This window comes from Actinomadura xylanilytica, from assembly GCF_030283145.1.
GTDB lineage: Bacteria > Actinomycetota > Actinomycetes > Streptosporangiales > Streptosporangiaceae > Spirillospora > Spirillospora xylanilytica.
In genome coordinates this window covers 2115147-2137680 of the sequence record NZ_JASNWE010000001.1, presented here as the reverse complement: position 1 = coordinate 2137680, position 22534 = coordinate 2115147, and the positions used below count along the sequence as shown (strand labels likewise).

The 22534-nt window shown below is 71.8% G+C and carries 23 protein-coding genes and 1 tRNA gene; 13 read left to right on the top strand and 11 right to left on the bottom strand.

Translation table 11 applies throughout. The annotated features are described in order from the left end of the window. The first annotated feature begins 24 nt into the window (after positions 1 to 24). The 5 genes from QP090_RS09930 to QP090_RS09910 all read left to right on the top strand — a co-directional run bounded on the left by QP090_RS09930 (position 25) and on the right by QP090_RS09910 (position 4603). A complete protein-coding gene (locus QP090_RS09930) occupies positions 25 to 300 on the top strand; it encodes a hypothetical protein (protein ID WP_285938285.1) in 276 nt (91 codons plus the stop codon). 115 nt (positions 301 to 415) lie between these two features. Beyond that, complete coding sequence (locus QP090_RS09925; RefSeq protein WP_285938284.1) at positions 416 to 766, top strand: hypothetical protein; 351 nt, start codon at positions 416 to 418, stop codon at positions 764 to 766. Next, positions 763 to 2748, top strand: coding sequence for a DUF3987 domain-containing protein (locus tag QP090_RS09920; protein WP_285938283.1), 1986 nt, complete (start codon positions 763 to 765; stop codon positions 2746 to 2748). Before QP090_RS09925 ends, QP090_RS09920 begins: the two co-directional genes overlap by 4 nt. After that, a complete protein-coding gene (locus QP090_RS37515; RefSeq protein WP_349666480.1) occupies positions 2655 to 3191 on the top strand; it encodes a helix-turn-helix transcriptional regulator in 537 nt (178 codons plus the stop codon). The genes QP090_RS09920 and QP090_RS37515 overlap by 94 nt, the downstream gene beginning before the upstream one ends. Beyond that, positions 3191 to 4603, top strand: coding sequence for a tyrosine-type recombinase/integrase (locus tag QP090_RS09910; protein WP_285938281.1), 1413 nt, complete (start codon positions 3191 to 3193; stop codon positions 4601 to 4603). The genes QP090_RS37515 and QP090_RS09910 overlap by 1 nt, the downstream gene beginning before the upstream one ends. Positions 4604 to 4747: 144 nt before the next feature. On the opposite strand, the gene QP090_RS09905 is transcribed toward QP090_RS09910, so the two are convergent. Continuing rightward, a tRNA-Arg gene (locus tag QP090_RS09905) sits at positions 4748 to 4823 on the bottom strand. 131 nt (positions 4824 to 4954) lie between these two features. Between QP090_RS09905 and QP090_RS09900 the strand changes: the two genes are divergently transcribed. Both QP090_RS09900 and QP090_RS09895 read left to right on the top strand, forming a co-directional pair. Further along, positions 4955 to 5383, top strand: coding sequence for a hypothetical protein (locus QP090_RS09900; protein WP_285938280.1), 429 nt, complete (start codon positions 4955 to 4957; stop codon positions 5381 to 5383). An 83-nt stretch (positions 5384 to 5466) separates the two neighbouring features. Next, positions 5467 to 6504, top strand: a complete 1038-nt coding sequence (locus QP090_RS09895; RefSeq protein WP_285938279.1) for a D-alanyl-D-alanine carboxypeptidase family protein — start codon at positions 5467 to 5469, stop codon at positions 6502 to 6504. A 41-nt stretch (positions 6505 to 6545) separates the two neighbouring features. Here the strand turns inward: QP090_RS09895 and mscL are convergent, their stop codons facing one another. From mscL to QP090_RS09875, 4 genes are all read right to left on the bottom strand, one after another. Beyond that, positions 6546 to 6944 (bottom strand): large conductance mechanosensitive channel protein MscL, encoded by a 399-nt coding sequence (gene mscL, locus QP090_RS09890; protein WP_285938278.1) that lies wholly within the window; start codon positions 6942 to 6944, stop codon positions 6546 to 6548. Positions 6945 to 6989: 45 nt separating this feature from the next. Beyond that, positions 6990 to 7769: an SAF domain-containing protein gene (locus QP090_RS09885; RefSeq protein ID WP_285938277.1), complete on the bottom strand. Its 780-nt coding sequence runs from the start codon at positions 7767 to 7769 to the stop codon at positions 6990 to 6992. Then, the gene (locus QP090_RS09880; protein ID WP_285938276.1) at positions 7766 to 8593 is read right to left on the bottom strand and encodes an S-methyl-5'-thioadenosine phosphorylase; all 828 of its coding nucleotides are present in this window, start codon (positions 8591 to 8593) and stop codon (positions 7766 to 7768) included. Before QP090_RS09880 ends, QP090_RS09885 begins: the two co-directional genes overlap by 4 nt. A 79-nt stretch (positions 8594 to 8672) precedes the next feature. After that, positions 8673 to 9977, bottom strand: coding sequence for an MFS transporter (locus QP090_RS09875; protein ID WP_285938275.1), 1305 nt, complete (start codon positions 9975 to 9977; stop codon positions 8673 to 8675). Here QP090_RS09875 and QP090_RS09870 point away from each other — a divergent pair. After that, entirely contained in the window at positions 9976 to 10119 is a 144-nt protein-coding gene (locus QP090_RS09870) for a hypothetical protein (protein ID WP_285938274.1), read from the top strand. The genes QP090_RS09875 and QP090_RS09870 overlap by 2 nt on opposite strands. A 36-nt stretch (positions 10120 to 10155) precedes the next feature. Beyond that, the gene (locus QP090_RS09865; protein ID WP_285938273.1) at positions 10156 to 10920 is read left to right on the top strand and encodes an SDR family NAD(P)-dependent oxidoreductase; all 765 of its coding nucleotides are present in this window, start codon (positions 10156 to 10158) and stop codon (positions 10918 to 10920) included. Here the strand turns inward: QP090_RS09865 and QP090_RS09860 are convergent. The 6 genes from QP090_RS09860 to QP090_RS09835 all read right to left on the bottom strand — a co-directional run bounded on the left by QP090_RS09860 (position 10872) and on the right by QP090_RS09835 (position 19229). After that, positions 10872 to 12686: a helix-turn-helix transcriptional regulator gene (locus QP090_RS09860; protein WP_285938271.1), complete on the bottom strand. Its 1815-nt coding sequence runs from the start codon at positions 12684 to 12686 to the stop codon at positions 10872 to 10874. The genes QP090_RS09865 and QP090_RS09860 overlap by 49 nt on opposite strands. 148 nt (positions 12687 to 12834) lie before the next feature. Next, positions 12835 to 14967, bottom strand: a complete 2133-nt coding sequence (locus tag QP090_RS09855; RefSeq protein ID WP_285938269.1) for an MMPL family transporter — start codon at positions 14965 to 14967, stop codon at positions 12835 to 12837. Between the two features lie 396 nt (positions 14968 to 15363). Continuing rightward, positions 15364 to 15750 (bottom strand): FmdB family zinc ribbon protein, encoded by a 387-nt coding sequence (locus tag QP090_RS09850; protein ID WP_285938268.1) that lies wholly within the window; start codon positions 15748 to 15750, stop codon positions 15364 to 15366. A 194-nt stretch (positions 15751 to 15944) separates the two neighbouring features. After that, positions 15945 to 17432 carry a potassium/proton antiporter gene (locus QP090_RS09845; RefSeq protein WP_285938267.1) on the bottom strand — a complete coding sequence of 496 codons (1488 nt, stop codon included), beginning with the start codon at positions 17430 to 17432 and terminating at the stop codon, positions 15945 to 15947. 103 nt (positions 17433 to 17535) lie between these two features. Then, complete coding sequence (locus tag QP090_RS09840; protein WP_285938266.1) at positions 17536 to 18525, bottom strand: NAD(P)-dependent oxidoreductase; 990 nt, start codon at positions 18523 to 18525, stop codon at positions 17536 to 17538. Between the two features lie 116 nt (positions 18526 to 18641). After that, positions 18642 to 19229 carry a 5-formyltetrahydrofolate cyclo-ligase gene (locus tag QP090_RS09835; protein WP_285938265.1) on the bottom strand — a complete coding sequence of 196 codons (588 nt, stop codon included), beginning with the start codon at positions 19227 to 19229 and terminating at the stop codon, positions 18642 to 18644. Positions 19230 to 19261: 32 nt separating this feature from the next. Here QP090_RS09835 and galU point away from each other — a divergent pair, with 32 nt between their 5' ends. The 4 genes from galU to QP090_RS09815 are packed head-to-tail and all read left to right on the top strand — an operon-like array spanning position 19262 to position 22458. Further along, positions 19262 to 20188 (top strand): UTP--glucose-1-phosphate uridylyltransferase GalU, encoded by a 927-nt coding sequence (gene galU / locus QP090_RS09830; protein WP_285938264.1) that lies wholly within the window; start codon positions 19262 to 19264, stop codon positions 20186 to 20188. 28 nt (positions 20189 to 20216) lie between these two features. Then, positions 20217 to 21425, top strand: coding sequence for a molybdotransferase-like divisome protein Glp (gene glp / locus QP090_RS09825; protein ID WP_285938263.1), 1209 nt, complete (start codon positions 20217 to 20219; stop codon positions 21423 to 21425). A gap of 5 nt (positions 21426 to 21430) precedes the next feature. Continuing rightward, positions 21431 to 21904, top strand: coding sequence for a cyclic pyranopterin monophosphate synthase MoaC (gene moaC, locus QP090_RS09820; RefSeq protein ID WP_432763032.1), 474 nt, complete (start codon positions 21431 to 21433; stop codon positions 21902 to 21904). Positions 21905 to 21939: 35 nt separating this feature from the next. After that, positions 21940 to 22458, top strand: coding sequence for a MogA/MoaB family molybdenum cofactor biosynthesis protein (locus QP090_RS09815; RefSeq protein ID WP_285938625.1), 519 nt, complete (start codon positions 21940 to 21942; stop codon positions 22456 to 22458). The last annotated feature ends 76 nt before the right edge of the window (positions 22459 to 22534 follow it).

The window sequence follows — 22534 nt, the reverse complement described above, 5'->3', positions numbered from 1 at the left end:
CAAAAACCGCCCAGGGAGCCGTCTGTGACCCCCCTGCTCGCCGCCGCTAGCCACACCGCCACCAACCCCGGACCGCTCATCCTGCTCGGCATCCTGGCCGCGGCCGGCTACATGCTCCACTGCGTGATCTGGCCGTATCGGGCATGCCCTAAATGTCGCGGTGCCGGGCGGTTCCTCGCCCCGTCCGGCCGCGCCTGGCGGTACTGCAACCGCTGTTCGGGCCGTGGCGCTCAACTGCGCACCGGCCGCCGCATCTGGACCCACATCAAGAACACCGACCGCAACCGCCGCGACAAGTGACCTCCCACAGACAGCGCCGGGCGGCCCGGCGCACAAGCCACCAAGCACGCCGCCGGACCGCCCTACTCCAACCGATCACGGACCTCAACGAGGCCCCGAAAGGAGCACACCCATCATGACGCAGAACCCGCCGCCCTTCCCGCCCGTCCAGCAATGGCCGGTACTGGACGGCCCCGACTGCCCGTTCTGCGCGCGCCCCGACCACGTGCGCTGGGCCGGCCCCGCCACCTACCCCGGCGCCGAGGTCACCGGGTGGGAGTGCCGGAACTGCCTGGGCACGTGGACGATCTCCATCACCCACTGGCCCGTGCTGGACGGCCCCGACTGCCCGCACTGCCTCACCCCGGTCACCTGCTGGGCCGCCATCGAACCCGACCACCACGGTGACCTGTGGACGTGCGAGCACGGACACGAATTCGTGCTCACGCCCGAGGGCTTGGTCATCCTTCCTGAGGACGCCGCATGACCAACCCCACCCCGCTGCGTGTCGTCCACCCCGCCCAACCGGTGGGCGATGACCTCGGCCAGATGGCGCCGCACAGCATCGAGGCCGAGCAATGCGTTCTCGGCGCGATCATGCTCTCGCCGGCCGCGCTGGCCGAGGCCCGGCCGCTGCTGAGCGCCGGCGACTTCTACCGGCCCGCCCACGCCCTGGTCTGGGAGGCGGTGTGCGCGCTGGCCGACCACGGAAGCCCTGCCGACCCCCTCGCGGTCGGCGCGCAGATCGGTGCCCGGAACCTGGCCAAGGTCGGAGGCGGCCCCTACCTGCACACCCTGATCAGCCAGGTTCCGGCCGCGGCCAGCGCGGCCTACTGGGCGCACATCGTGCGGGATCTGGCCTACGCCCGCGCCGTGGTCGCCACGGGAACCCGGATGATCCAACTCGCCGGCAACACCGCAGACGGCCCCGCCGACCTACGCGCCCAGGTCGCCGCCGAGGTCGCCCAAGTGACCGCCGTCGACCGGCGCGGCTGGCCCGAACCCACACCCCTGACGGCGACACCTGACCTCCCGGTTTTCCCCGTCTGGAGCCTGCCGGACTGGGCTGGAGAGTATGCCGCGTGCGTCGCCGAACTCACTCAGACCCCGGTTGATCTGGCTGGCTGCCTCGCTCTTTCCGCGCTGGCCGTTGCCGCCGGCGGCAACGTGCTCGTCAATGCCGGCGCCTGGGCCGAGCCGACGAACCTGTTCCTGGTCATGGTGCTGCCACCGGGCAACCGCAAGTCCGAGGTCTACAAGGCCATGACCGCCCCCATCCGGGCCGTCGAACGCACCCTGGCCGACCAGGCCGGCCCCGCCATCGCCGAGGCCGTCATCGCGCGGCGAGTGGCCGAGGGCGACGCCGAACGCACCGAGAAGGCCGCCATCGACCACCCCGACGACCCCAACCGCCTCGCCGACGCCTCCGCCGCCCGCGTCGCCCTCGATGCCGCCCGCGTGCCCGCCGAGCCTCGGCTGTTCGGCGGTAACGACTCCACCGTTGAGAAAGTCACTTCGCGGTTGGGTGAGCAGAACGGTCGTTTCGCTGTCCTGGCTCCTGAGGGCGGCAAGCTGTTTTCCATCGCCGGGGGGCGCTACTCCGGGAACGTCGATATCGGGGTGTTCCTGTCCGGTCACGCCGGCGAGGAAATCCGGACCGAACGCATGACCCGCGAGGGCGAAAGTATCGATGCCGCCGCGCTGACCATCGGGATTTGCTTGCAACCCGGAGTGCTGGCCGGGCTCGGAGACACCCCCGAATTCCGCGAGCAAGGGCTACTCGGCCGCCTGCTGATCTCAATGCCCGAATCCATGCTCGGCCATCGCAACGCGCGCCCTAACCCCATCCCCGCCCACGTGCACACCGCCTACGAACGCACCCTGAATGATCTCGTCCTGTCGCTACGCCGGTTCGGTGACCCCGACGCAACCCCGATCAACCTGACGTTCACTGACGAGGCTCAAGAGGCCGTCATCGACCTGTTGGAGGAAACCGAACCCCGATTCCGCGTCGGCTCCGGCGACCTGGCCCACATGACCGACTGGGGCGGCAAGTTGGTGGGCGCTGTGGTTCGCCTCGCTGCGCTCTTGCACTTGGGCAAGCACCTGCGCGATGGCTACGGGCGCCCCATCGACCTGGCCACATTCCAAGACGCCCGCCAACTCGGCGAGTACTTCACCGCCCACGCCCAAGCGGCCTACGACGCCATCGGCGCCGACCCCGCCGTCAACCACGCTCGCACCATCCTGGACTGGGCCCGCCGCACCGACACCACCCGATTCACCGCCCGAGACCTCATGCGCGGACCCCTCAAGAACCGCGCCCGCAAAGTCACCGATCTAGACCCCGCGCTACGCGTCCTGGAAACCCACGGATGGACCCGCAGCGTTCCCGGCGCCTCCAGCGGTGGACGGCCCACCGCCACCGCCTACGAGACCCACCCCGACCTCGCCCAGGACACGCCGTAAGCCCACCCACCGGCCGCTACATCCCGTCACCACGCCAACCGTTGATCCCGTCACTGGGACACCGGGACACGGTGACAGAAGGCGACACAAGCCCTTCTGTCGGCTTCTGTCACCGTGTCCCCCGTCCCCGCGCCCCGCCACACGCCCGCACCGCTCTCACGCACCGTCGCCGGCGCTCAAGCCACCAAGCACGCCGCCGGAGTCGCGCTAACCAACCGATCGCCCCTGAACAACGAGGTCGCAGTATGAAAACGGCCGCACGCACTAGCGAGATGCTTACGATCAAGGAGGTGTGCGCCGAACTTCGTATCAGCCGGCGCACCTTCTACGAGTGGCGCGCCAAGGGCAGGGCTCCCCGCTGTATTTCCCTCCCGAACCGCGCGCTCCTGGTTCGCCGAAGCGAGCTTGACGGCTGGCTCGGCGCGCGGGAGGGCGCTGCCTGATGGAGAAGACCACTTATAATGTGCGGGTCTTCAAGACCGAGTCCCGCGCGAACAAGGACGGTAAGGTCACGTCCTACCGTGTGCTGTGGAAGGTCGCTGGAAAAGGGTGGAAGCGGCCTTTCAAGAAAGAGGCACAAGCCGACGCATACCGAAGCGCCATCGTCACTGCGGCTCGCAGCGGCGAGGCGTTCAGCATCGTTACTGGCGAACCCGTCTCATGGGAGCGCGCCAGCAGTGCCGAAATGGGCTGGTATGACTTCGCGTGTGCGTACGTGGATGCGAAGTGGAAGGGAGCCGCGGCAAAGTACCGCCAGGACATCGCGCGAGCGCTGACCGCGGCTACGCCTGCAATGATCACGGGAGACCGGGGGAAGCCCGCTGACCACGAGTTGAGGGCCGCCATGCACCGATGGGGCTTCAACACCAAGGACCGTGGCAATGCGCCGGAAGACTCTGCCGCTGTCCTGCACTGGCTGGCGCAGAACACCAAGCCTGTTTCCGCTCTAGCGGACCCCGTCACGGTGCGGTTGCTGGTCGATGCGGGAACCTCGCTGCTGAACGGCAAGCGGGCCGCGGCCAACACGGTCAGGAAGCATCGAATGCTGCTGTCCAACGCCATGGATTACGCCGTAGAGATGAACCTCTTGGCCGAGAACCCGATGCGGGCGCTCAAGTGGCCAAAGGTGCTCAGTACGGCCGAGGTGGACCGTCGCAGCGTGGTCAATCACACCCAAGCGCGTGCCTTGTTGAGGGCTGTAGAGGCGCAAGAGCCGAGCGGTAGGCGCCTTGTGGCGTTCTTCGCGCTGATGTACTACGCCGCGCTACGGCCAGAGGAGGTAAGCAACCTCCGCACGGGCAACGTCACGTTGCCCGATCTCGGCTGGAATGCCGAGTCCGAGCGGATGGAAGAGCCCGCTGACGCATGGGGGGAGCTTCACCTCGGCAAGGCCGCTCCGTACGCCGGCCGTGCCTGGACAGACGACGGCGGTCTGTACGAAGAACGTGCCCTCAAGCACCGGGCCGATGGGCACACCCGTAGGGTTCCGTGCCCGCCCGCTCTCGTCAGGATCCTTCGCCGCCACCTCGAAGAGTTCAGGGACGGCCCGGACGGCAGACTCTTCTATGGCGTGCGTGGTGGCGAACTGCCGAATATCACCTACCGGCGAGCCTGGCGCGCCGCCCGCCAGGTTGCGTTCACCCCGAGCGACTGCGCCTCGCCGTTGGCCAGGCGTCCCTATGACCTCCGCCATGCCTGCGTCTCAACGTGGCTCAACGCCGGCGTTCCGGGGCCCCAGGTCGCCGAGTGGGCAGGCCACAGCGTGGAAGTCCTCTTGAGGACCTACGCGAAGTGCATCGCTGGCCAGGATGAAGCCGCAAGACGCCGCATCGCCGAAGCCCTCCGGGACGACTGAGGTCGGCGCTGGCTCGGTCCCCGTGGGAACGCATCGGGAACAGCCAGCCGCATAGGGCCGTGTCGAGCCGCATACAACCGCACACAGCAGGAAGCCCCCGACCGGCGTATGCGCTGGTCGGGGGCTCGGTGTTGCTGGTGAGCGTGGCGCCCCCGGCAGGATTCGAACCTGCGGCACCCGCTTTAGGAGAGCGGTGCTCTATCCCCTGAGCTACGGAGGCACTGCCGTTCGCCGGATGAGCGTAGCGGACGGCACCTCCAGGGTAGAGGAACGGGACCACCGGTCGCTCCCTCTTAACGGGGAGGCGGGATCTCTAGGCCGGGCGGGGCGGGGGTCGATACGCTTCGGTCCGTGACGGGTCGGCATCGTGGGCGGGAGCGGCCCCTATCTCTGGACAAGCCGACGGCGGGACGCGCCGCGCGCAGGCGGAAGGCCGCACTGGTCGCCGGGGGGATCACGGTGCCGCTGGTGCTGGTGGGGCTGGTCGGCATCGGGTTACGCGGCAAGCCCGAGGACAAGCCCGCACCGGCGGGGATCACCGCCGAACAGGCCGTCCCGACACCGCCGGAGCGCAATCCCGTCCGCGGCGAGTACGTGCCGCCGCGCCCGCCGCCGACCACCGCGCAGGCGCCGCGCCGCGCGAGGCAGCCGCCGCCGGTGACGGCGAAGCCCCCCGTGCGCAAACCGCCGCGGCGGGTCGAACGCGGACGGTCCTGCCGATGGGGCGACATCCCCTTCCTGCGCAAATGGTGTCAGCGACGCGGTTACAGTACGCGATGAGCACGGTTACTCAGAGATCATCGGTGAACCTGTAGTAGCGTTCTGCCGCTGTTCTGCATTTGGGCATCAGGAGGAAAACCACAGTGCCGAACCCCCGCCGGTCGGCTGTGCTGACCGCGGTCTTCCTGGTGATGGCGACACTCGTACCGTTCACGCCCGGAAGGGCGGCGGAACGCGAGGGCGACACGTTGGAGGCGCTGCGTCGCGAGGCGAGCAAGGCTCGCACGGACCTGGAGAAGGCCACCAAGGAGATGGAGGACCGCAAGAAGGCGCTGGCGACCGCGCAGACCAAGCTCCGCGGCACGCTGCGCGATCTGGCGACCGCCGAGGCCGAGCTCAACCGGATCCGGCTGCCGCTGGCCAGGCTGGCCAACACCTCCTACCAGCAGCCGGGCGCCGCGGGATCGATGGCGATCTTCGGCGGCGGGAGCCCGGACGCGGCGCTGCGCTCGACCGCGGACGTGACGCTGCTCGCCCGGTCGCAGCAGGCACTGGTCGACCACGCCGACGAGCTCCAGAAGCGCAAGCAGTCGCTGGTGTCCGCGGCGCAGGACCTGCAATCGCGCAACGCGATCGATCAGACCCGGGTGCAGCAGCAGATCGACGGGCTCAAGCAGAAGTCGTCGACGCTCACCAAGCAGCTCACCGCGATGCTCAGCCGGCTGCCGCTCGACCAGCGCCTCGCGGCCAGCTGCGACAAGAGCCTGGCGACGAAATCGCGGCAGTTCCCCAACGGGCTGATCCCGGCGAAGTACCTGTGCCCGCTGCCGCAGAAGGGCGCGCAGCTCCGGGCGGACGCGGCGCTGGCGTTCTACAAGCTGAACGCCGGCTACAAGCGCCGGTTCGGCCAGCAGATCTGCGTCACCGACTCCTACCGCAGCCTGCCCGATCAGCACCGGGTGTACGCCGAGCGGCCCGGGTTCGCGGCCGTCCCGGGGACGAGCAACCACGGCAAGGGCCAGGCCGTCGACCTGTGCGGCGGGGTGCAGAGCTCCGGATCGTCGCAGTTCAACTGGATGGAGTCCCACGCCAAGGTGTACGGGTGGATCCATCCGGCCTGGGCCTACAGCAACCCGTTCGAGCCCTGGCACTGGGAGTACGGCACCGACGGCGACCGCTGAGGGCCCCTCCGCCCGGCCCTCAGCGGGCCGTGCGCGGCCGGTCAGACGGGAACGAGCTCCGAGGTGCAGAACTTGCAGCGCGCCGCCTTGATCGGCACCTCGCTGAGGCACTCGGGGCACTCCCGCTCGACGGCCTCCTCGGCGCGGGTCATGCGCGCCATCAGCTTGGTGAGGGGCAGTACGACGATGAAGTAGACGACCGAGGCGATGATCAGGAACGAGATCGCCGCGGTGACGAACACGCCGTACGGGAACCGGGTGCCGTTGATGCTGAAGGCCAGCCGGCTGAAGTCGGGCTGCCCGCCGACCAGCGCGATCAGGGGGCCGATGAACGAGTTCACGAACGCGGTGACCAGCCCGCTGAACGCGGCGCCGACGACGACCGCGACCGCCAGCTCCACCAGGTTGCCGCGGAACAGGAACTTCTTGAAGCCGCTCATAACCTTCCTCATGACGATTGGTAGCCATTTGATGACTGGTCGAGGTTACCAATGGCCAGTGATGGTGAAGGACAGGCCCGGCCCCGCCCCGGCGAGCGCCGCCGCCTGAGCACGGTCGGTCGCCAGGACGACCAGCGCCCCCTCGTCGGCGCTGCCTGCGGCCTGCCGGGGCACCGCCACGACCGGCACGGACGCCACCACCAGCCGAGCCGATTCCCGCCCCTCCACCAGGGAAGCCGTTCGCAGGGGTGGGGCGGTGGCGGCCGGTCGTGGGGTGTCGGCCTGGTGGGTCGGTGGGGGTGCGGGGGGTGGCTGGGGTCGCGGGTCTGCGGGGAGTTCCTGCGGAGGGTCGGACCGGCTCTGCGGGATCGGCCGGTCTTCTGGCGGGGGCTCCGCCAGAGGCTGGTCAGAGCGGGGCGGGGCGGTCAGGACGTCGATGCGGTCGCCGGTGCGGACGAGGCGGACGGCGCTCGCGTCGGCGATGCGGACCGGGGTCGCGACCGTTTCCGGGCCGTAGCCCTTGAGCAGGCCACCGCCGACGAAGCGGGCGTCGGTGAGCGGCTCGCCACGGCGCATCGGGCCCGCGAGGACGCGTCCGACCACGCGTGACCGCAGGGCCCCGGCGGGGACGGAGCCCGGTGGCAGGAAGAGCGGGCGCACGTCGGCGGCCTTGAGCCTCGTGCCGCCGGGGAGGTCGCGGGCGGCGGCCAGGACGCGTACCGAGGCGGCCGGGCCGGGTTCCAGGACGGTGAGGGCGAACGCCGCCGCCGACGCGGCGAACAGCGCGGCCAGCGGGCGGCGGAGGTGCGCCGCACGGGCGCTCACGGTAGCTCCAGGGGGAGTTCGACGCCGTCCAGCGCGTTCGGGCAGGGGCAGCCGCGTCCGGTGGGCAGGGCCCTGACCACGTCGCCCATGAGCGAGCGGAGCCGGTCGATGTTCTGGCCGAAGACGCCGAGGACCTCCTCCATCGTGACGCCCTCGCCCTCCTCGATCCCGGCGTCGAGGTCGGTGACCAGGCAGAGCGGGGTGTAGCAGAGCGCGAGCTCGCGGGCGAGGACGGCCTCGGGGTGGCCGGTCATGCCGACCAGGGTCCAGCCCTGCGCGGCGAACCAGTGCGACTCGGCGCGGGTGGAGAACCTCGGGCCCTCGATGACGACGAGGGTGCCGCCGTCGACCGGGCCCCACCCCGCGTCGGTGGCGGCGCTGACCGCGGTGCGGCGGCCGACCGGGCAGTAGGGGTCGGCGAACGGCGCGTGGACCGCGGCGCCGTCGTCGTAGTAGGTCTGCGGCCGGCCGGACGTGCGGTCGACGAGCTGGTCGGGGATCGCGAGCGTGCCGGGCGGGTGGTCGGGGGTGAGCGAGCCGACGGCGCTCGGCGCCAGCACCTGGCGGACGCCGAGCGAGCGCAGCGCCCACAGGTTGGCCCGATAGGGGATCTTGTGCGGCGGATAGCGGTGGTCGCGGCCGTGCCGGGGCACGAAGGCGACGCGGCGGCCGTGCAGCTCGCCGACGGCGATGGGGTCGCTCGGCGGGCCGTACGGGGTCTCGACCCGCACCTCGCGCACGTCGTCGAGGAAGGAGTAGAACCCGGAACCGCCGATGACGCCGAGCTCGGCGGTGGGCGGGGAGGCTGAAGTCGAAGTGGACATGGCGCCGACCTTAGCCAGCCCGCCGGGCCGTCCGGGAGACCCTTCGCCGATTGTGGATAACTTCCCGACGCACCCCGGTTCACCTGCGGCAAAGCCGCAGAGGGAAGGCGATGAGCGCCCCGGCCAGGGCGAGGCCGGCGGTGGTCCACAGGGCCTCGGCCGCGCCCCCGCCGGCCGTGCCCGCACCGGCCGAAGCGATGATCGTGCTGGTCACCGCGATGCCGATCGCGCCGCCGATCTGGTTGGTGGTCACGGTCAGCCCGGAGATCGCGCCGGCCGTGTCGCCGTCGGCGAGGCCGGTGAAGACGACGAACGCCCCGACGATCGCGATCCCGAGCCCGGTGCACGCCACCACGCCCGGCAGCAGGAACGAGACGGCCAGGCCGCCGTCCGGGGCGAGGGCCGCCGCCAGCCAGGCGAGTCCGGCCGCCTGCACGGCCAGGCCGCCCACGAGGACGTTGACCGGGCCCAGCTTGCCGATCAGGCGCCCGCCTGAGCGGGAGCCCGCGAGCAGGGCCAGGTCGAGCGGCACCATCACCGCCGCGGCGACGAGAGGGCGAAGCCCGCGGTCGTTTTGGAGGTGGAGTGCGTTGGTGACGAACGTCCCATAGAGGGCCGCCCCCAGGAGAACGAACACCGCGCTGATGAGAAAGATCCTCGGCGACGCGAACAGGGCGCGGGGCAGGAGTGGCGCGCGCGCGGTGAACTGCCGCAGCACGAACAGCGCGATGAGCAACGCGGCGACCCCGAGGGCAGCCAGTGGGCGGGAACCGCTCCAGCCGTGTGCCGCCCCCTGCGTGGTCCCGTACACGAGCAGGGACAGCCCGGCCGTCACGGCGAAGGCGCCCGCCACGTCGGCGCCGCCGGTCGCCCGCGGGCCCCGGGCGGGGACCATCCGCAGCAGCGCCACCAGGAGCACCGCGCCGATGGGCAGGTTGATCAGGAAGATCAGCCGCCAGGACGACGCGGACAGCGCGCCGCCCAGCAGGACCCCGGTCGGCCCGGCCACGCCGCCGATCCCGCCGAAGAGCCCCATGGCGCGGGCGCGGTCCGGGCCCGCGGGGAAGAGGTCGGTGATCACGGCGAGCGCGGCCGGGGCGGCGAGCGCGGCTCCGGCGCCCTGCACCGCGCGGCCCGCGACCAGCGCCCAGGGTGCGGGCGCGAGCGCGCACGCCACTGAGGCGAGGGTGAACACGGCCACGCCCACCGCGAGCGCCGTGCGGCGCCCGGCGAGGTCGGCGGCGCGCCCGCCCGCGAGGACCAGGCCGCCCAGGGCGAGCATGTAGGCGTCCATCGCCCAGGGCAGGCCGGAGGGGGTGAACCCCAGCTCGTCCCGGATCGCGGGCAGCGCGATCGTGACGATCCCGGTATCCAGGATGATCATGAATTGCACGGTCGCCAGCAGCCAGAACACCGGCCAGGCGCGGGTTCGCGGGCCGGTACGGGCCGGGTCCGTCGTCGTCGTCTCGTTCACCCGGATCACGCTGCCGCCCGCGGACCGGCCGCCGCATCACGTGATCACGTGATGTCCGGCGCGGGGCCGTCGGCCCAGACTCTCCGCCATGACAAGCACACAACGCTTCAAGGGCAAGGTCGCGCTGGTCACCGGCGGGGGTTCGGGCATCGGCCGGGCCGCCGCGCTGGCGTTCGCGAGGGAGGGCGCGGAGGTGGTCGTCGCGGGCCGGTCGGAGGCGCCCCTCGCCGAGACCGCCGAACTGATCGAGACCCGCGGCGGACGGGCCACCGCGGTCCGGGCCGACATCGGACGGGAGGACGACGTGCGGCGGCTGATCGAGACCGCGGCGGACCACCACGGCGGGCTGGACATCGCGTTCAACAACGCCGGGATCCCCATGGCCGGGCTGCTGGTCGACCTGTCGCCGGACGACTGGTCGGCGCTGCTGCGCACCAACCTGACCGGCACGTGGCTGACCCTGCGGTACGAGGTCGACCACATGAGGGAACGAGGGGGCGGGGTGATCGTCAACATGGCGTCGAACGTGGGCGCGCACACCAGCATGCCGATCATCGGCGCGTACGGCGCCGCGAAGGCCGCCGTGTCCGCGCTGACCCGCGCCGCGGCGCTGGCCCACATCGGCGACGGCATCCGGATCAACGCGGTCAGTCCCGGCCCGGTGGCCACCGACCTGTCCCGCGCCCCTGGCCAGAGCGACGCGGAACGGGACGCGATGTACGCCGGGATGATCCCCCGGGGCCGCATCGGCACCCCCGAGGAGGTGGCCGACGCGGTGCTGTGGCTGGCTTCGGACGAGTCCGCCTACGTCGTCGGCCAGGACGTGGTCGTGGACGGTGGCGTCAGCGCCTGACCCCTGGCGGGTCCCCTAGCGGCTCCTTGGCGATTCGGCCTGACCGGCTCGTGCGCTGTAGGGGCGTTGTCGCGGATGCCGCCTTCGCGGGTGCCGCCCTCGCGGGTGACGACGTGCCTGGTCAGTTCGACCCGGCCGCTGATACCGAGCTTGGCGAAGGCGTGCCGGAGATGGCTGTCCACGGTGTGCGGCGAGAGGAAGAGCCGCCGTGCGGTCTCGCGGTTGGTCAGCCCCTCGGCGACCACCCGCACGACGCGCAGTTCGGAGTCGGTCAGGCTGTCCCAGCCGCTCGCGGGCCTGGACGACCGCTCCGGAGATGTCGAGGCCGCCTCCGTCGCGCGGCCACCGGCCTCGGCGAGCCCGTCGAGTTCGGTGAATTCGGCGAGCTTGGTGCGCAGCCGTGCGGCCTGGACCGGGTCGTCGCATGCGGCGACCACGGAGCGCGCCTCGTCCAGGCGTCCGGCCAGGGCCAGCGGGGGGACCGCCTCGTCGATGAGGAGCGGACGGTCCGGAAGGCCGTCCGGGGTGAGGTCCAACGCGTGCAGCAGCAGGTCGGCCGCTGTACTGGGCGCGCTGGTGGCCACCTGGCGCGCCGCGTCGCGCAGGGTGATGACCGCACGCAGGTCGCCGACGCGTGCGCTTCGCGCGACGTGGCAGGAGACCTCCACCGCTGAGGCGCCTTCGGCTTGCAGGATGTCGGCGGCCTCACGGTGCAGCGCTCTGCGCGCGGCGCCCGGCATCCCGTCGTAGACGGTTTCGCGGATCAGATCGTGCCGGAATCCAAGTTCGGCGCCGTCGTCCACCAGCAGCCCGGCCCGCACCGCTTCGCGCGCGGGCGCGACCAGGCGTGCGGCCGAGCTGTCCCCCAGGCGGGCGGCTTCATGCAAGGAGAACGGCCTCCCCAGGATCGAACCGGCCTCCAGCAGTAGCCGGGCGTCGGCTGGAAGGTCGCGCATGCGTTGTTCCAGCGCGGCGGGCACGGCGGCTGGAAGGTCGTCGTCCGTCACGTGCGCGCGCCCGTCGGTGACCGATACCCGGCCGTCCGCCAGCAGGGAGGCGAAGAGCTCTTCAATGAGGAACGGGCTCCCACCGGTCCGCCGTACCAGGGCGAGGACGGAGGCGTCCGGTTCCGCGTTGAGAACGTGTGCGCAGAGCTCCGCGGACTCTGCATCGGTCAGGGGCGCGACGGGATACCTCAGCGCACCTTCGCCGGCGAGCGAGTCCAGTACGTCCTGTCCAGGGGAGTGCGGTGGTAGCGGGCGCCGCGTGAAGAGCCAGAGCACCGGAGACGTGCGCAGCGCGGGGACGAGCACGCCCAGCGCCAGTGCGGTCAGTTCGTCGGCCCAGTGGGCGTCGTCTATGGCGATGACCAGTGGACGGGTCCGCGCGTGGTTCTGGACGAGTTCGCCTATACGGTCCACGAGACGGAACCGGCCGGCCGGACCGTTCAGGATCGAAGTCAGGTTCGCTGCATCAGATCGTCCGAGGACGGGCGGGGCAGTGGGGGGAGAGCCCAGCACATTCAGCAGCGTCGCGGGCGGCATACCGCGGTCGAACTCTGTGGCCCGTCCCGCCGCGACGGACCACCCCGTCCCTTCCGCGTGAGCCAGGGCCGCCATAAGGAGCCGGGTCTTGCCCACACCGGCCGGCCCCTCCAGCACCGCACACCCGCCGCGCCCCTCGCGCAGGCGCGCGATGGCGGCCTCCAGCCCGGCGAGCGCTTCCCGACGCCCCACCAGCGGCGCCATGCCGGTGTCATCGCGCATTCGCGCCACGCGTACTCCTCGCCCCAGACGACCGATCACTGTGCCCAACGCCTGAGGCTCCCCGCTTCTGCCCGGAGCCGCGATGGAGAACGAAACAGGGGCCCGGCGGAGTGCCGGGCCCCTTCATACGGGCCTCTGGAGGGGACGTTCAGCTGACGGTGTCGAACACCTTGAGGTCGGCCTCGGGGACGGGGCGGTGCGCGGCCAGGCGGCTCGGTGCCCAGATGCGCCGGCCGATGTCGTGCGCCAGGGCCGGGAGCAGCAGCGACCGGACGATGAAGGTGTCGAGCAGGACCCCGAAGGCGACGACGAAGCCCATCTCGGCCATCGATACCAGCGGCAGCGTGGCCAGCGCGGCGAAGGTGGCGGCCAGCACCAGCCCGGCCGAGGTGATCACGCCTCCGGTGACGGTGAGGCCGCGGGTGATCCCGCGGCGGGTGCCGAGGGCCTGCGACTCCTCCCGGACCCGGTGCATCAGGAAGATGTTGTAGTCGACCCCGAGCGCGACCAGGAAGATGAACGCCAGCAGCGGGAACCCGCTGTCGGTGCCCTCGAACCCGAACCCGTGCCGGAAGATCAGCGCGCAGGCGCCGAGCGAGGCCAGGAACGACAGCACGACGGTGGCCATCATCAGCAGCGGCGCGACCAGGGCCCGCAGCAGCAGCACCAGGATCAGCAGGACCACCGCCAGCACGACCGGGATGATCACCTTGTTGTCCCGGACGGAGGCCCGCTTGGTGTCCAGGTTGATCGCGGTCGTCCCGCCGACCTTCGCGTCGGCGCCGGGGACGTGGTGGGCGGCGGTGCGCAGCCGGTCGATGGTGTTCTGCGCGGCCCGGGTGTCGGCCCTGTCGAGGAGTGTCGCCTCGTACTTGACCAGCCCGTTCGCGGTGACGGCACGGCCCGGGTCGGCGATGCCCGCGGTCCCGGCGATGGCGGCGGCGACCGGTCCGGCGGCGTCCGCCTCGGCGATGACGACGGCGGGGGAGCCCGACCCGCCGGGGAAGTGCCTGGCGAGGGCCTCGGAACCGGCGACGGAGTCGGGACGGCCGGTGAACTGCCCGGCGTCCGACAGCCCCTCGGCCTTGAGCGAGGTCAGCCCGAAGGTGAGCGCGATCAGGCCGACCGTGGTGGCGATCCACAGCAGCCGGGAGCGGGCGCCGATCAGCCGCGCGATCCGGCTCCACACGCCGTGCTCGGACTCGTACGCCTCGGGACGCAGGTACTTGGCGTCGTAGCGCGGCACCAGCGGCCAGAAGATCCAGCGGCCGAAGATGACCAGCAGCGCGGGCAGCAGGGTGGTCATCGCGCCGAGCGCGATGATCACGCCGGCGGCGGCGACCGGCCCGAGGCCGGCGGTGGAGTTCATCTCGGCGAGCAGCAGGCAGAGCAGGCCGATCGCGACGGTCGCGGCGGACGCGATGACGGCGGGCGCGGCGCGGTGCAGCGCGAACGCCATGGCCTCGTGCCGGTCGGTGTGCCGGTGCAGCTCCTCGCGGTAGCGGGCGACCAGCAGCAGCGCGTAGTCGGTGGCGACGCCGAACACCAGGACGGTGAGGATGCCAGCGCTCTGCCCGTTCACGGTGAGGCCGGCGTTCTTGGCGAGCAGGTAGACCACGGCCTGGGACAGCCCGAGCGCGAACACCGCGCTCAGCACGGGGACGAACCACAGCACCGGGCTGCGGTAGATGCACAGCAGCATGACGATCACCACGAGGCCGGCGGCCATGAGCAGGAAGCCGTCGATGCTCTGGAAGACCCTGAACTGGTCGGCGCCGCCGCCGGCCGGGCCGGTGACGTGGGCGTCCAGTCCGGGCGGGCCGCGCTTGACGAGGTCGCGCGCCTCGTCGACGGCCTTGACCACGTCCTTGTCGGTCAGCGGCACCAGCGTCTGGAGGGCCTTGCCGTCCTTGGACGTGAACGGTCCCTGCGCCTGCTGCGCGCCGGGCAGGCGGCCGAATCCGGCCAGATCCGCGGTGGCCTTCGCACGGTCCGCGGCGGTGATCCCCGCGGGACGCTCGTAGACGATCACGGCGGGCATCATCTCGTCCTTGCGGAACCGCTCCTCCAGCTTGACCACCTGGGTGGACTCGGCGCCGCCCGGGAGCCAGCTCGCGGCCTCGTTCTTCTGGACGTCGCCGAGCTTGCCGGCCAGCGGGCCGAGCGCGGTCAGCAGGACGATCCACAGGGCCAGCACGGCCCACTTGGTGCGGCGGCCGGCGATCACTCCGGCCAGTCGATGGCCCCCGGTCTCGGGGGAGGGCGGGCTGGATGTGTTCATGGTCGTCGCTCCTGGCGCTCGGTGTGGGACCGAATGTCGAGATGGTCCGAGCATTGAGATATGTCTCGAACGGGACGAGAATGTCTCTATTTTCGAGATATGTCAAGCACTATCTCGTTGTCGGCCCCATCATCGGCCGGTGGCCCAGGCCGGCGCGTCAGGCGGAAGAGGGTGCCTGCGATGGCTCTAACGGGGTAGCGGCCCGCGGGCGGATACCTCTCAAGACGTAGGGAGCGGGCGCGTGGCGGCGCGGGAAAGGGGCCGCAGGGCCATCAGGGACGCTGCCAGTGCGGGTCGCGCGATGGATGCGGACATGACGAAGACCGGAGGGACGCGCCCGGCATCTGCCGGGCGCGTCCCTCCGGTCTCGTGAAGGGAAAGGGACCGTCTAAGCGGTCAGGCGACCTTCTCTGAGGACGACGAGGAAGACGTCGACGACGAGGAGGAAGCGGAGGAGGACGACGACGAGGTGGACGAAGCGTCGCTCTTGCCGCCGCTGTCGCCGCTGCCCGAGGACGACTCGGACTTGCTCCCGCTGTCGCCCGAGCCGCCGTCCGAGGACGACGAGCCGTTCGACGAGGTGCCGACGGTCGAGGACTTGCCGGAGCCGCGGCTGTCGGTGCGGTAGAAGCCGGAACCCTTGAAGATGATCCCGGCGGCGGAGAAGACCTTGCGCAGCCTGCCGCCGCATGCCGTGCACTCGGTCAGCGCGTCGTCGCTGAACTTCTGCACGGCCTCGAGAGGCTCGGCGCACTCGGTGCAAACGTACTGGTACGTCGGCACGGTTCCTCCTCGCTGACTCAGCCCGGCGCGATCCGGACTGGCACTCACTTCGAACGACTGCTAATGCTACCCGTGACTTGAACGGGATTCGCCCCGGGTCTGTTCCCGGCCGCGGTTCACCGTACGCCCCACGGCCCGCCTCCTGTGCCACGGCCCCGGCCCCGGCCCGGCCCGTGGGCCGCGGCCCCGGCCGGTCACGCGCCGGTCTCGCCGAACCAGCCGGCCAGCTTGCCGCGGCGGCTGACCGCGCGGAGCCGGCGCTCGGCGACGTCGCGGACGGCGTCGGTGGTCACCACGAGCAGCGTGTCGCCGGTGCGCAGCGCCGTGGTCGGTTCCGGGACGAAGCTCGACCCGTCGCGGACGACCAGCGTGACCGAGGCGCCCTGGGGGAGGCGCAGCTCGAAGATCTCCACGCCGCTGAGGTGCGAGTCGACCGGGACCCGGACCTCCAGCAGGTCGGCGTGCAGCTGCTCCAGCGGCGCGGCCTCGACGTCGAGCTCGCGGGTGGCCTCGTCGGCGCTCAGCCGGCACCAGCGCGACACCAGCGGCAGCGTCGGCCCCTGGAGCACGGTGAAGACGACGACGATGTTGAAGACGATGGCGAACAGCGTCCACGAGCCAGGGACGTGCTCCACCATCGGGATGGTGGCGAGCACGATCGGCACCGCGCCGCGCAGCCCGGCCCAGGACGCGAACACCTTCTCGCCCCACGACAGCCCGAAACCGATCGTGGACAGCACCATCGACAGAGGACGGGCGATCAGCAGCAGTACGAACCCGATCGCCAGCGCGGGCAGGATCTGCCCCGGCAGGTCGCCCGGCGAGGCGAGCAGCCCGAGCATGACGAACAGCCCGATCTGCGCCAGCCAGCCCACGCCCTCGGCGAAGCCGCGGGTGGCGGGGCGGTGCGGGAGCCGGGAGTTGCCGAGCACCAGCGCGCTCACGTACACGGCGAGGAATCCGCTGGCGTGCAGCAGGTTCGCGGCGCCGTAGGCCCCGACCGACAGCGACAGCACCGCGATCGGGTAGAGGCCGGAGGCGGGCAGCGCGATCCGGCGCAGCGCGTAGGCGCCGAGCCAGCCGATCGCGATGCCGATCACACCGCCGGCGATCAGCTCGTACACCATCACGCCGAACAGCTCGGCGAGGTTGGGCACGCCGTTGTGTGTGGCGCTGAGCGCAACCACGATGATCACGACGGGGGCGTCGTTGAACCCCGACTCGGCTTCGAGCAGGCCGCTCAGCCGGGACGGCAGCGGCAGCCGGCGCAGCACCGAGAACACCGCCGCGGCGTCGGTCGGCGCCAGGACCGCGGCGAGCAGGAACGCCAGCCGCCAGTCGAAGTCGAGCAGCCAGTGGCCGGCGCCCGCGACCACCCCGATGCTGATCAGGGTGCCGAGGGTGGAGACGGAGAGCGCGGCGGGCACCGAGGGGCGGACGTGCCGCCAGCTCGTGGTGATGCCGCCCTCGGCCAGGATCAGGACGAGCGCCGCGAGGCCGAGCGTCTCGGCCAGCTCGACGTCGTCGAACCCGATGTGGAAGGGGCCGCCCTCGCCGATGAACAGGCCGATCCCCATATAGGCCAGCAGGGACGGGAGCCCGAACCAGTAGGACAGCCGGACCGCGAGGATGGCGGAGAGTATGAGGATGGCTCCAAGGAGTAGCCAGATGTCGAGCTGCACATCCCACCCTTCACAGCCGGTCTCGGTGATCGTTTAGGAATCCTACAGAATCACGTGCCGATTGCACATTTGTGATTGAGTGACGAGCCGGGTCTGTCGCGGCTTATCGGCGTCTGACCTGCGAATTTACCCCGTTGACAACATTCTCGACCGGCCGGCCCTCGACCACCGCGACCACGTTGTCCCGGACGGCCGCGACGACGTTCAGCTGCGCCTGCCCCGTCCCGCCCGCCGTATGCGGGGACAGCAGGACGTTCTCGTGCGCGCGTAGCGGATGGTCGGCGGCGAGCGGTTCCTCGTCGAACACGTCCAGCGCCGCCCCAGCGAGCCGGCCCGATTCCAGGGCCGTCAGTACGGCGTCGTCCGGCGCGATCCCGCCGCGCGCCACGTTCACCAGCAGGGCGTTCTCGGGCATCAGCGCGAGCCGTTCGGCGCCGAACAGGCCACGCGTCTCGTCGGTCAGTGGCAGCGCGAGCACGAGGACGTCGGAGCCGGCGACCAGGTCGTCCAGCCCGCGATAGGTGGCGGACGCCTCGGGACGCCTTCGCCGCGTCCAGTACGACACCTCGCAGCCGAGCGCCTGGAACAGCCGCGCCGTCTCCGCGCCGATCGCCCCGTACCCGGCGATCCCGACACGCTGCGCGTGGAGTTCGCGGGGAGCGCGGGCCAGCACGTCCAGTTGCGGCCAGCCGCCGGCGCGCACGGCCCGGTCGCCCCACACCAGGCTGCGGCAGAGGGCGAACGCCGCGCCGACCGCCCACTCGGCGACCGCCCGCGCGTTGGCGCCGGCGGTGTTGGCGACCGGGACGCCGGCGTCCGCCAGCGCCGCGACGTCGATGCTGTCGGTCCCGACCGCCGGCATCTGGACGAACGCCAGGTGCGGCGCGGCGGCCACGGCGTCCGCGTCGAGCGCGAGCAGCCCGGTGAAGTCGCCGACCACCACCTCGGCGTCGCCGAGCGCGGCGTGCAGACCGGCCCGGTCGCGGGTCGCGGGGAACATGAGCCGCGCGGTGTCGCCGAGCGGGGCGAACAGCCCGCGCACCAGGTCCTCGTCGAGCGGGGGAAGGACCAGGATCCGCCAGGGCGCTGTCATGGGCTTCGACCTCTTCGCGTGATGTCGGTGCGCCCGCGGGTGGACGACCTCAGTGATCACGCAGATTAGGCGAAGCCCCGCTCCGTCCCCGGCGCGCCGACCGGGTCCGGGTCAGATCACGCCGGACGCAGGCGGACGAGGCCGCCGGACGGGGTCGCTACGGCACGGACGCGCTGGTCGTGCGGTTCGGAGGGCAGCACGTCGACCAGTTCGGCGTCGTACACCAGCCCCACCGTCAGGATCGCCGGGCCTACGCGCGCGAGCGCCCGGTCGTACGAACCGCCGCCGCGTCCGAGACGCATGCCCCTGCGGTCGACCGCCACTGCCGGGGCCAGAACCACGTCCGCGCTGGCGACGGCCTGCGGGCCGCGCGGCGGTTCGGTGGGCTGCGGCACTCCGCGCGGCCCGGGTGTGAGCGAGTCGGGCCCCTCGTACGACGCCCAGTCGAGATCGCCGTCAGGCAGCAGCAGGGGGAGCAGCACATACGTACCGCGCTTCCAGAGCGCGAACAGCAGCGCGCGGGTGTCGGGCTCGGTGCCGACCGAGATGTACGCCGCGATCGTCCCGGCCATCTCGACTTCGGGCACCGACAGCAGCCCGTCGCGCAACTCCCGCGCGGCGGCGGAACGCGCTTCCGGGTCCATGGCGGCGCGCCTGGCCAGTACTTTCGCGCGCAGGGCGGGTTTGGAATCGATGTCGTGCACGCTGGGTCCTCATGGATGACTAGGGTCTCTACATGGCCGACATAGCACCTGTACTCAAGGCGGTCGTCCCGGCGGCCGGTCTCGGTACCCGATTCTTGCCCGCGACCAAGGCGACGCCCAAGGAAATGCTGCCCATCGTCGACAAGCCGGCGATCCAGTACGTCGTCGAGGAGGCGGTCGACGCCGGCCTCACGGACGTGCTGATGGTCACCGGGCGGAGCAAGCGGTCCATCGAGGACCACTTCGACCGCGCCTACGAACTCGAGGAGGCACTGCGCGCCAAGGGCGACGACGAGCGCCTCGCCGCGGTCCGCGAGTCCAGCGACCTGGCCATCATGCACTACGTCCGGCAGGGCGAGCCGCGCGGTCTCGGCCACGCGGTGCACTGCGCCCGCCAGCACGTGGGCGTCGAGCCGTTCGCGGTGCTGCTCGGCGACGACATGATCGATGCCCGTGACCAGCTCCTCAAGCGCATGATCGAGGTGCGCGGCCAGTACGGCGGCAGCGTCGTGGCGCTGATGGAGGTCGAGCCCGACCAGGTCTCGGCCTACGGCTGCGCCGCGATCGAGGGCACGGGAGACGACGACGTCGTCCGGGTCACCGACCTGGTCGAGAAGCCGTCGGTCGAGGAGGCCCCGAGCAACTGGATCGTCATCGGCCGGTACGTGTGCGACCCGGCGGTCTTCGACGTGCTGGAGAAGACCCCGCCCGGACGCGGCGGCGAGATCCAGCTCACCGACGCGCTGCGCACGCTGGCCGACACGCCCGCGGGGCAGGGCGGCGGCGTGTACGGGGTGAAGTTCCGCGGGCGCCGCTACGACACCGGCAACAAGCTCGAATACCTGCGCACCGTCGTCCAGTTCGCGTCCGAGCGGCCCGACCTCGCGCCCGACTTCATGCCGTGGTTGCGCGACTTCGTCCGCGAGCACGACGGCGTGGGCGGGCCCGGAGAGGCGTGACGGCACGCCAGACTAGGGGACCGTGGGCATGAGAACGGTCGACGAGCACCTCGCGGAGATCCTGGACAACGTTCCGGTACTGCCGCCGCTGGACCTCGCGCTGCTGGAGGCCGAGGGCGCGGTGCTCGCCGAACCCGTCCCGGCGCCGGTGCCGCTGCCGCCCTTCGACAACTCGGCCATGGACGGCTACGCGGTGGTCGCGGTGGACGTCGCGGCGGCGTCGGAGGCCGAGCCCGCGGTGCTCCCGGTCGTCGGCGACATCCTGGCGGGCGACCCCGGCGTGTCGGCGATCAGGCCCGGCCTGACCGCGCGCATCATGACCGGCGCGCCGATGCCGGCCGGCGCCGACGCGGTGATCCCGGTGGAGTGGACCGACGGCGGCGCCGCCACGGTGCGGATCACCCGTCCCGCTCCGCCGGGCAACTACATCCGCCGCGCCGGCGAGGACGTCCTGGCGGGCCAGGTCGTCGCCGGGCCCGGCGCCCGGCTCGGCGCCGCGCAGATCGGCATGCTCGCCGCGGTCGGGCGGGCGCGGGTCCTGGCGCGGCCCAAGCCGCGGGTGGTGGTGCTGTCTACTGGCAGCGAGCTGCGCGAGCCGGGCTCCGACCTCGCGCCCGGCGAGATCTGGGACTCCAACAGCTTCATGCTCACCGCCGCGGTGATCGAGGCGGGCGGTGTCGGGCACCGGCAGCCCACTGTCGGCGACGACCCCGCCGAGGTCCTGGAGACGCTGGAGGACCTGCTGACGCGGGCCGACGCGATCGTGACCTCCGGTGGTGTCTCGATGGGCACCCGCGACGTGGTGAAAGAGGTGCTGACCGGTGTGGGGACGGTGCGGTTCCACAAGGTGCGGATGCGGCCGGGCAAGCCTCAGGGGTTCGGCCTGTTGCAGGGCGTCCCGGTCTTCACCCTGCCGGGGAATCCGGTGAGCGCGTACGTGTCGTTCCAGGTGTTCGTCCGGCCCGCGCTGCGCGCCATGCAGGGGTTGGAGCCCGAGCCGCTTCCAACGGTCAGCGCCGTCCTCGCCGAGGACGTCAAGTCCCCAGCGGGCCTGCGCCACTACCTGCGCGGGCGGCTGTCGTTCAACCGCGGCTTCTTCAGCGTCGCCCCCGCCGAGGGGCAGGGGTCGCACCAGCTCGGCTCGCTGTCGGCGGCCAACGCGCTGATCGAGTTGCCCGAGGACGCCGAGGCGCTGCCGGCGGGCACGCATGTCGAGGTGATGAGGATGCCGTCATGAGCGCGATGGGCTCGGAGTTCACCCACCTGGACGAGTCGGGCGCGGCTCGGATGGTGGACGTGTCGGGCAAGAGCGTGTCCGCGCGCTCGGCCACCGCGACCGGGTTCGTCCGGCTCTCCGACGAGTGCGTCGGGTTGCTCCGCGCGGGCGGTGTCCCCAAGGGCGACGCGCTGTCGGTGGCCCGGATCGCCGGGATCATGGGCGCCAAGCGCACCCCCGACCTGGTCCCGCTGTGCCACCCGATCGCGCTGCACGGCGTCGCCGTCGAGCTGGCCGTGCGGGACGAGGGCGTCGCGATCAGTGCCACCGCCCGTACCGCCGACCGCACCGGGGTGGAGATGGAGGCGCTGACCTCCGTCACCGTCGCCGCGCTGGCCCTGGTCGACATGGTCAAGGCCGTCGACCCGGCCGCCGTGATCACCGACGTCCGGGTCGAGGAGAAGCTCGGCGGCAAGACCGGCGCCTGGCGGCGCGCATGACCGCCACCGGCGCGCGGGGCCCGGACGACGACCCGATGGGCGGTCCGGGCGGCGGTACCGGCGGGTTGATCCGGGCGATGGCGGTCACGGTGTCGAACCGGGCGGCGGCGGGCGTGTACGAGGACAGGTCCGGGCCGGTCCTGGTGGAGATGCTGGAGGATCTCGGCTGCCAGGTGGACGGCCCGGTCGTGATCCCCGACGGGGAGCCTGTCGCCGCCGTGCTCCGGGACGCGGTCGCCGCCGGGTACGACGTCGTGGTGACCTCCGGCGGGACGGGCCTCACTCCGACCGACCGGACGCCCGAGATGACCCGCCGCGTGATCGAACGCGAGGTGCCCGGCATCGCCGACGCGATCCGCGCGGAGGGCCGTGCGCTGGTGCCCGCCGCGATGCTGTCCCGCGGCCTCGCGGGCGTGGCCGGGCGCACCCTGGTCGTCAACCTGCCCGGCTCGACCGGCGGCGTCCGCGACGGCATGACGGTGCTCGGACGGGTCCTCGCGCACGCCGTCGACCAGATCGCCGGAGGCGACCACCCCCGCCCGCCCGGCGCCTGACCGGCGGCGGCGACGCGCCGATGCGGGGCAGGCGCGTGGGCCAGGCGACGCGGGCCAGGCGACGCGGGCCGGGCGA